This window comes from Litoribacter ruber, from assembly GCF_018500185.1.
GTDB lineage: Bacteria > Bacteroidota > Bacteroidia > Cytophagales > Cyclobacteriaceae > Litoribacter > Litoribacter ruber.
Window position 1 is genome coordinate 1 of the sequence record NZ_JAHBGI010000028.1, and the last position, 8,780, is coordinate 8,780.

Consider the following 8,780-nt stretch of genomic DNA (forward strand, 5'->3'; position numbering starts at 1 on the left):
CCCGAGCAGCGTAGCGAATCGGGAAAGGCCACTTCGCGGAGAAAAATTTAAAGTTTGAGAAAAAAGTGTCAAGTAATTTAGGACATGACATTGCGCGCTACGCCACGGCACACAGGCGAGGCGGGTCCGATGTCGGATGTCGGATGCATGATGTCCGATGTCCGATGTCGGATGTGGGGGTCCGCGCCCAGCAGGTGCTTACCTGCGTAAGTATGACGTGGTTGTCCGTCCCGATCAGTAAAGTTTACCTCCCGGGGGAGGTAAGCTTTACTGATCGGGACTGGTTGTCTCTTCCGCTTCGCGGAATCAGTTGTCATTGTTGTCATTGTTCTACATAAGGCCAGTCACGTTTTGGACCGAAAGCCGCTTAACGGGAACAGGTACGGTGGTCTTTGACAAGCTGCGCTTGCAAAGGACCTTCGTAAGTAACTTACGCTCTCCCGTACCGAGACCCCACCCGTGAATGTTGTCGTTATGCGGCTTTCAGCTGTTCCCGTTAAGGGACTCTCATCCCGCCCGTGGGTGCAAATATGTAGAACCATGACAACAATGACAACGGCCCCGGGGAGGCGGAGCCGACCCACGGGGCGGACAACAATGACAACCACGGAATTACAACGAGACTAGAAGTGCGGGTACGGGGTGGCTGGTTCGTTGGAAGGGGGCTTTTGTTTGGTGTGGGGGGGTGTTTGTACAATGGGTTTAGGGGGATGAGGGGAAGGGATTATTTTTAGGTTTGAAAAGCCTTTATGAAGAGATTAACTAATGGAGAAATTTTTGTCTGCTCAGACGCACCTATCGGCTGATGTCCGCAAGTATCTGACCCCTGCGCTGATGGAGGAGCTGAGCCTTTTGCCCAGCAACAAGAAAATGGAGTTTTTGGAACTCTACCTGGCTCAGGCCAAATCGCTGACTTGGGCATATCTGGCCCTGGTGCTGGTGTTCCCGTTCCATTATGCCTATCAGGACCGCTGGGGCAAGCAGGTGCTCTTTTGGGTCACGGCCGGGGGACTGTTTGTCTGGTGGGCGGTTGATTTTTTTAGGATCCCGGGGATGATTAGGGAGTATAATGAGAATTTGGGGTTTAGGATTTTGGAGAGGTTGGAGAGGGAGGTTTGAGGTTTATGGGTTATGGTTTATGGGTTATGGGTTATGGGTTTCGCGCCCAGCAGGGGATTAATTACGTAATTAGGGTACGTGCCCGCCTGCCAAGGCAAGGCCGGCAGGGTTGTCTCTTCCCCTTCGCGGAATCAGTTGTCATTGTTGTCATTGTTCTACATAAGGCCAGTCACGTTTTGGGCCGAATGCCGCTTAACGAGTATTTGATGAGGGTCGCTTAACGGGAACAGGGACAGTGGTCTTTGACAAGCTGCGCTTGCAAAGGACCTTCGTAAGTAACTTACGCACTACCGTACCGAGACCCTACCCGTGAATGTTGTCGTTGAGCGGACTTTCATCCCCGCCCGTGGCTGAAAATAAATAGAACCATGACAACAATGACAACAGCCCAGGGGAGGCGGAGCCGACCCACTGGACGGACAACAATGACAACCACGTTGCTATTTACGGATCCAGATTTCTCCCCGCCCCGGCGGGCAAGCACTCCCTCCGATCGGTCGAAATGATGAGGGAGGAACGATGGGTGAAAAGACAAGGGATGGGTGGCGCAGTGCTCAGCGCGCCATGCCCAGTGCTCAGCGCTCCGTGCTCAGTGCTCAGCGCTCACCACGTACTCCCGGACCGCAGACTCGACCACGAATCTGGATGGGAGGATGAGCTGGATGGTGGTGCCCTCTCCTTGAACGGAATTGAAGTAGTACGGAGTTTCGACTTTCCCACGCATAAGATCCATACGCTCTTTGACCAGGAACGTACCCTTGGACTCATGCAGCTTCGGGGCTTGGACAAGGGGGATGCCCTGGCCGTTGTCTTTTACTACGCAGAGCAGGTTGCCCTCTTCAGTCAGGCGGAAGGTTAACTGCAGCTCAGGATTGGGGTGGTGGCGGTCAAAGGCGTGGACGAATACGTTTTCGATGAAGGGCTGCAGAAGCAAGGGTGGAATCTGCGTTTCCCGCACGTTGATCCTTTCCTCCACATTCAACAGGAAGGTGATTTTGTTTTCAACCCGCATGTTTTCCAGGCTGATGTAGTTTTCCAGAAACTCGATTTCTTCCTTTAGGGGGATGGTTTGCTGCGAACTGAAATAAAGGGTATTGCGGATCAGGCCGGAAAAGGATTGGAGGAATTCCGAGGCCGTTTCCACTTCGTTGGTCAGCATGTAATACTGGATGGAGTTCATTGCGTTGTAGATGAAATGCGGATTCATCTGGCTGCGAAGGGCCTCCAGTTTGGTTTCGGCTATCCGGGTTTCGATGGCTGCCTTTTTCTTTTCCTCCTGGGTGACTTTTCTAAGCCTATAGCGGTAAACACCATAAACGATCAGCACCAACCACACTCCTGCAAACAGGGTAAACCACCAGGTCATATAGAATGGCGGATGTATGGTAAAGGCCAGCAGGTCATGTATGCAATTGGTATCGCTGTGCAGATCCTGCACTTCCACCTGCACCTTATAATCCCCGACGGGCAGATAGGGCAAGGTAATTTTGGATTCTGCCTGATAAGGGCTCCACTCCCCTTCCGGCTTTAGGCGGTAGCGGTAGCGGAGTTTGCCTGGATAAGGGTGGCCATGGGAGGAAAATTCCATGGTAAGGGTATTTTCATCATGGTCTAAATCCAGTTGCTTTTGCTGGAAGACAAACCATTTGTACCCCCCTTTTTCATAGGGTTGGTGGTTGACATCAAAGCGGTGAAGGCCCAGGTTAAAGGTATAGGTTTTACTCTCCAACAGCCGGTCAAGTGCTACTTTGTAATACCCCTTATGCGTGCCCACCAGCAGCTCGCTGCCCACCACTTTGGCAGCGGTGAAAATCCTTTCCGTGAAGCCCTGCTCCTCGTCAAAAAACCTTACCCGGCCATCTTTATAGAAATTCAGGCCTTTTTCGGTGGCGATGATGAGTTGGTCGCCGTAGGATTCAACAAAAAGAACCGTGTTGCCTTGGATCACCTCCTTGTTGATTTTTTCCACGATGTGGAAAGAGGGTTCTTCCCGGGCCACAAATACCTCCCCAAATTCCGAGGCAATGACCATTTGCCCGTTTTTGGCAAAATGGAGCCTTTTCAGCTTGGCTTCCTCCCACTGTAGTGAATGTTGGAGGGATTGGAACTGCCCATCCTTATAATAAAACAACCCATGGAAAACGGAGGCTAGATAGGTCGCGTCTGTGCTGCTTTGGATACGGGCTATTTGGGCAGGATTGTTTGGCAGAGAGTTGGGAAAATAGGTATATACCATGTTCCCGGGATCATCATAGATCCGCGTGCCCCCGTAAAAGTTGGACTCTATGAGCTTTCCCCCAGGGGTGAAACCAATGTGGTAGGCATGTACGGGCACATAGGTGAGGATCTCTGCATTTTGGTTGAGTTCGAATACACCGATGTTGCTGTTGATCCAATAGTGGTCTCTATTGGTGTGCAGCTCGTAAAACTCTATATCCTCGGCCGGCAGGTCAAACTGCAGTTCAAAGAAATCATCCTCATGTTTTGGAAGCAGCCTGGCATTTTGGGAGATGTAGTCTTGCTGGAATTTTTTGAACCGCTCCAGGCCAACTTCATGAAGCCTGAGTTTTTTGGAAAGGGAAAGTCCCTTTTCGTGCAAGACGGCCTTTTGTCCGTTGATTTCTGCAAAGGCTTTTACTTTTTGGTCGGACAAGGATTTATAAACTATGGTTTCGTCCAAATATAGTTTAAACAGGCCTTCATCGTTGGAGCCCACATAAAGCACGTTTTCAAGTTTGTCGTAGGCCAAGGCCAGAATGGTTTTGGAGGCAATGTTGAAGTTGGCGCTCAGGTCCAGCATCTGCCCATCCCTGATTTCAAAGAGACCCCCGTCTTTGTTGAACACCCCCCATGCGGCGGCATAATGCTTGCCGGCGTTGGATTTGGCCAGGTCCCAGATCACGGACTGGCCAAAAGATTGGCTTGCAAGTTTTTTATCCAAAAAATCGGCCTCGCTTACGCTGCAGACCTGCCCCTTGTCAGCCATGAATATTTCCCCATCTTGGACCTTGCTGAAATAGACCAGCTGTTGGTCGTTGTGTTTTTGGCTGGCAAAGCCATTCTTCCTTTCCTTGATTTCAAAGGTTCCAGCCCCGTAGGTGGTATAGAAAATCCTGTTTTCCAAAAACAGGAAGGCAGACACATAGCTTCTTTCATGGTCCAGTTGGGAATCCAGGACGTTGGTGATTTCCTGGGTTTGCTCGTCAATGATGGAAACGCCGTTTTCGGTGCCCACGTAGATTTTCCCATCCCTATAGGCCAGTTTTCTCACCTTGTTGTTGATCAGGCCGTTGTTTACATCAAACACCTTGAACCTGTTGCCATCAAAAAAGCTTACCCCTCCCCCATAGCTTCCAAACCACATGTTGCCCTGGCTGTCTTCGGTGATGGCCCAGCAGTTGTTGAAGGCCAGCCCGTGGGATTCGTCAAAGTTGAGAAAATCACCGTTGCGCATTTTGGACACGCCGTTTTCGGTCCCGATCCACAGGACACCACGGGAATTGAAATACAGGGACCGGATGCCGTTGTTCGGCAGTCCGTCCAGGGTGGTGAAATGCTTGACAGGATGCTGCTGGGCCAGGATAGGCCAGGCCATTAGCAGCAGCAGCAAGGCGGCGAGAAACTTCTTAGCCAAAGCTTTTAGACTTTAATATTTTTGATGGTATTGGTGCCGGGATCCAGGGTCAGGCCGTCCTTGAGGTAAAGCTTGTTCTGTTTTTTATCATAGCGGACCACATTTTTGATGTTGAGGGCAAGGGACTTGCTTACCCTGAGAAACTGTTTTTCGGGATAGTTTTCCAGTACGGCCTTGAGGTTTTTGGACACCATCAGGTCGGTCCCATCGGTTTTGAAGATGGTGGTATAGCCCCTATCCCCCTTCATGTAGGCCACTTCATCATTATGGACAAATTCGATGCAGTCGTTGGTGGAGAAAAGCTGTAGTTCCAGTGATTCCGAGTTCCCGATCAGGGAGTCGAGTTTGCGGTTGATGTTGACCTCGTCGTGATATTCGATAAATTCCTCCACCTTGCTTTTGAGCAGGTATTGGTTGATGGGCTTGTGCAGGTATCCGAAAGGGCGCAGGTTGATGGCCTCGCGGGTCATGTCGTGGGCGGTGGTGAAGATGATCTCAAAATCCCGGTGAGGGACTTCCTGGAAGAGCTCGAAGCCGCTTCGGTGGGGCATCTGCACGTCGAGGAACACGAGGTCGGGGTGGCCGACTTCCCGCAGGTGGGTAAGGGCCTCATCCAGGGAGTAGCATTTTCCCACGATCTGGAACTGGCTGGGGAAGTTTTTTTTGAGCAGGATTTCGAGGGTATCCTGGGCGTGTTTTTCGTCGTCTACGATAAGGACTTTCATTTCGGGAGGGTATTAGGATTATTCTGGGATTGAGGGGCAAAATAATGAAAGAATGTTGAACTAAAAATTATATGGTGAAGAATTACATCTTCTCCGTTATTTCGAGGCTCTATATGTTGCAAATACACCCAATGCTATGACGATATGATTTCTCGCGGCGGCGCGGCGAAAAACGCTGCGACCGCTGCGAGAACTTTTACACGTCATAAGCACCTGAGCGCCAGCGGAGCGGAGCGGAGAAATCTGGATACGTACAACCTTCGGTGAGTCACGTGGTTGTCATTCCCGCCTGCTGGCCTTGCCTGGGCAGGCGGGTACGTCGTACTTACGTAAGTAACCTCCTGCTGGACGCGAAAATAGTGCTGTAACTCAACGGAATTAATGTCTAAACTTCATATATTTAATGAGGAGCTTCTACGAAAGTTATGTTCCAAAATTTTTAGAACTTTTTATGAGTTATTTTTTGTTATTTATGAGGCTTATTGGACGGAAGATTTTAGAAAAATATAGGACTATGATTTTGATAGAGTTTGAGGACCAAGAGGCAACAGTGGTATGGGCAGGAAACCATCAGGAATATGAATCGGTGTTTAGGAACAATAAGGTTACAATAAAAAAATGGTTGAGGAAAAATGGATGGATTCAATGAGATGGAAACAATAGGGGCTGACTTGAGGACGATTTTGAAAAAGGGAAGAATTGAGGATGAATTGGAATTGGAAAGGGCTCTCGGGATTGAGAGGAAGTTGCGGCTTCTTTCGAAAGAAAGCCCTGACTTAAAAAAAACGAGATCAGATCTCCGGGATTTGATTGCAATGTATGAAAAAGAAACCTGGGCTGATCAAGAAGTAAATATTTCCAAGATAGAGGCCAGCGACAAGGCCGAGGAATTAGTTCAAAAGGAAAACCTATTTATAGAGAACAGAAAAAAGCTTATTAAGCAAAAATTACAAAAGCATAGTTTGACCCAACAACAGCTTGGGCAAATTCTCGGACATCACAAATCTTATATTTCTGAACTCATGAATGGGATCAGTCCTTTTTCCATGAAAGATTTGATCATCATCCACAACCTACTAAAAATCAAACTTTCGGATTTGATTCCTACTGCTTTATCCCTGGAAGATAAACAAAAACTAAATACAAGAATTAAGGAGCTGGGATTGGAAAAAATGGTTTAGATCTCTATTTCTGGATTGGTGCTGTGCACATCCGTATTGGTTTATGGTTTATGGTTTAAAGTTTATGGCTTAGGGATGGAAGGAAGCTCCCGCTGTGCATCAGCGCCGGATAATTAACCCTGACTGCCAGGCAAGCTCTAAATCACCACGATACACTTGATTGTCTTCACTTAGTTTCCTAATTTTATCAGGTAACTACTACCTGAAATATGTTTGATAGCGATTCGCGGTATGCCGCCCTGAAATGGTATAGGAAATTACGGTTGGGGTGGATTTTTAATACTTCTACCTTTATTGGCAATTTTGTGATCGCCTTGGTGGTCACTTATTTTTTTGATGGGCTGGGCTATGGGGAGGCGGTTAATTATGTGTTTTTCCTCTCCATGCTTTCCATAGGGCTTTGGGTGACCGAGGCCATCCCTCCTTTTGCCGTTGGGATATTCATCATTGCTACCCTGTTGCTTGGATTTGGAACCGACTATATCATAGAGGAAAGCAGTCCCGTGGACCTCTATGTGGGCACCTGGACGAGCAATGTGATCTGGCTGTTGCTGGGTGGGTTTTTCTTGGCCGAAGGGATGCGGGTGGTGGAGCTGGACCGCTCACTGTTTAGGTTTACGATCCGCAGGTTTGGAAGCAAACCCGAGCAGCTGCTGTTGGGCTTGATGTTGACCACCGGGGTGGCCAGCATGGTGATGTCGAATACGGCCACCACGGCCATGATGATTTCGAGCATCATTCCCTTGGTACACCTGATGGGCAAAAAATCGCCTTATTCTATAGCTTTGTTGACCGGAATCCCCGCCGCGGCATCTGTGGGCGGAATCGGGACCATCATTGGGAGCACGCCCAATGCCATAGCTGTGGGTGCCCTTGCCGAAAAGGGCATCAACCTCACCTTTATGGATTGGATGATCTTTGGGTTTCCGGTGGGGATTTTCCTTGTGCTGGCTTTTTGGAAGTTTCTAGTCTCCCGCAACCATATCAAAGGCTTGGAGATTGATCTTTCCAAGCTCCCCAAAAGCACCGACAAGGTGGATCCCTTCAAGCGGAAGGCGGTGATCTTCACCCTGATTGTCACCATCCTGATGTGGCTTACCGAGCCTGTTCACGGCATTCCTGTAGCCGCTACTTCTGCCGTTCCGATTGTCTTGCTCACCATGACTCAGGTCATCATGGCCGATCAGGTGCGCACCCTGCCATGGGACACGCTAATGCTGGTGGCCGGTGGTCTGGCCTTGGGTATAGCCTTGGTGGAAGTGGGCCTGGCCGACATTGTCATGAACGAGGTCAACAATCTTCCGATTCCGACGTTTGGAATCGCCATTGTGTTCAGTTTGGTGGCGGTGCTGCTTTCAAACGTGATGAGCAATACGGCCGCCGCGTCAATCCTTGTTCCTCTCGGCCTATCGCTTCCGGGCCCTTATGCGGTGGCTGTTCCCTTGATCGTGGCGATCAGTTGTAGCTGCAGCCTGTTGTTACCCGTTTCGACCCCGTCGAATGCGATCAGCTATGCTACGGGGTTGATTGAGCAGAAGCAGTTTCGCCCGGGAGGGCTGATGCTTATCCTCCTTGGCCCGGCCACGGCGATGGTGGCGGTGATGTTGTGGAGTTTGGTGTTTGTGTAACTAAAGTTGTCCGCTCCGCTGTTGTCCACCCCGTGGGTCGGCCTCCCGCGGGAGGTAAACTGCGCCTTCCCGGGGTTGTTGTCGTGGTTGTCATTGTTCTACTTAGACGCCCAGCAGGGGATTACTTAGGGAGGGATGAAGGCTGCCGTACCCCAATCTTCTTTGCGGTGCCCACCTTCATCCCTCCCTATTCTCCCGCGAAATAGAACAACGACAACTCGACAACAGAGGACNGATTACTTAGGGAGGGATGAAGGCTGCCGTACCCCAATCTTCTTTGCGGTGCCCACCTTCATCCCTCCCTATTCTCCCGCGAAATAGAACAACGACAACTCGACAACAGAGGACCGCAGGTCCAGGACCACAGTCCCGAACAGCGAAGTTTACCTCCTCGGGGGGGGCGTCTTCGGGACCGACAACCACGGTACTCATTTGTTGTCAGGGTTGTCGTGGTTGTCCACCCCGTGGGTCGGCCTCCCGCGGGAGGTAAACT

General features: G+C 50.1%; 5 protein-coding genes. 3 read left to right on the forward strand and 2 right to left on the reverse strand.

Annotated elements, in window-relative coordinates; translation table 11 throughout:
* Positions 1–765: 765 nt before the first annotated feature.
* Positions 766–1,119, forward strand: a complete 354-nt coding sequence (locus KIH41_RS17690) for a TM2 domain-containing protein (protein ID WP_214163286.1) — start codon at positions 766–768, stop codon at positions 1,117–1,119.
* 589 nt (positions 1,120–1,708) lie between these two features.
* Here KIH41_RS17690 and KIH41_RS17695 read toward each other — a convergent pair.
* Positions 1,709–4,753, reverse strand: a complete 3,045-nt coding sequence (locus KIH41_RS17695) for a histidine kinase (protein ID WP_214163287.1) — start codon at positions 4,751–4,753, stop codon at positions 1,709–1,711.
* Between the two features lie 5 nt (positions 4,754–4,758).
* Positions 4,759–5,478, reverse strand: a complete 720-nt coding sequence (locus KIH41_RS17700) for a LytR/AlgR family response regulator transcription factor (RefSeq protein WP_213946446.1) — start codon at positions 5,476–5,478, stop codon at positions 4,759–4,761.
* Between the two features lie 632 nt (positions 5,479–6,110).
* Between KIH41_RS17700 and KIH41_RS17710 the strand changes: the two genes are divergently transcribed.
* Positions 6,111–6,659, forward strand: a complete 549-nt coding sequence (locus KIH41_RS17710; RefSeq protein ID WP_214163288.1) for a helix-turn-helix domain-containing protein — start codon at positions 6,111–6,113, stop codon at positions 6,657–6,659.
* A gap of 209 nt (positions 6,660–6,868) precedes the next feature.
* Positions 6,869–8,287 (forward strand): SLC13 family permease, encoded by a 1,419-nt coding sequence (locus KIH41_RS17715; protein ID WP_214163289.1) that lies wholly within the window; start codon positions 6,869–6,871, stop codon positions 8,285–8,287.
* Positions 8,288–8,780 lie beyond the last annotated feature (493 nt).

What these genes read in the sequence shown, in the direction of transcription:
- KIH41_RS17690 (WP_214163286.1), top strand. Translation starts at nt 766, where the DNA reads ATGGAGAAATTTTTGTCTGCTCAGACGCACCTATCGGCTGATGTCCGC.
- KIH41_RS17700 (WP_213946446.1), bottom strand. Translation starts at nt 5,478, where the DNA reads ATGAAAGTCCTTATCGTAGACGACGAAAAACACGCCCAGGATACCCTC.
- KIH41_RS17710 (WP_214163288.1), top strand. Translation starts at nt 6,111, where the DNA reads ATGGATGGATTCAATGAGATGGAAACAATAGGGGCTGACTTGAGGACG.
- KIH41_RS17715 (WP_214163289.1), top strand. Translation starts at nt 6,869, where the DNA reads ATGTTTGATAGCGATTCGCGGTATGCCGCCCTGAAATGGTATAGGAAA.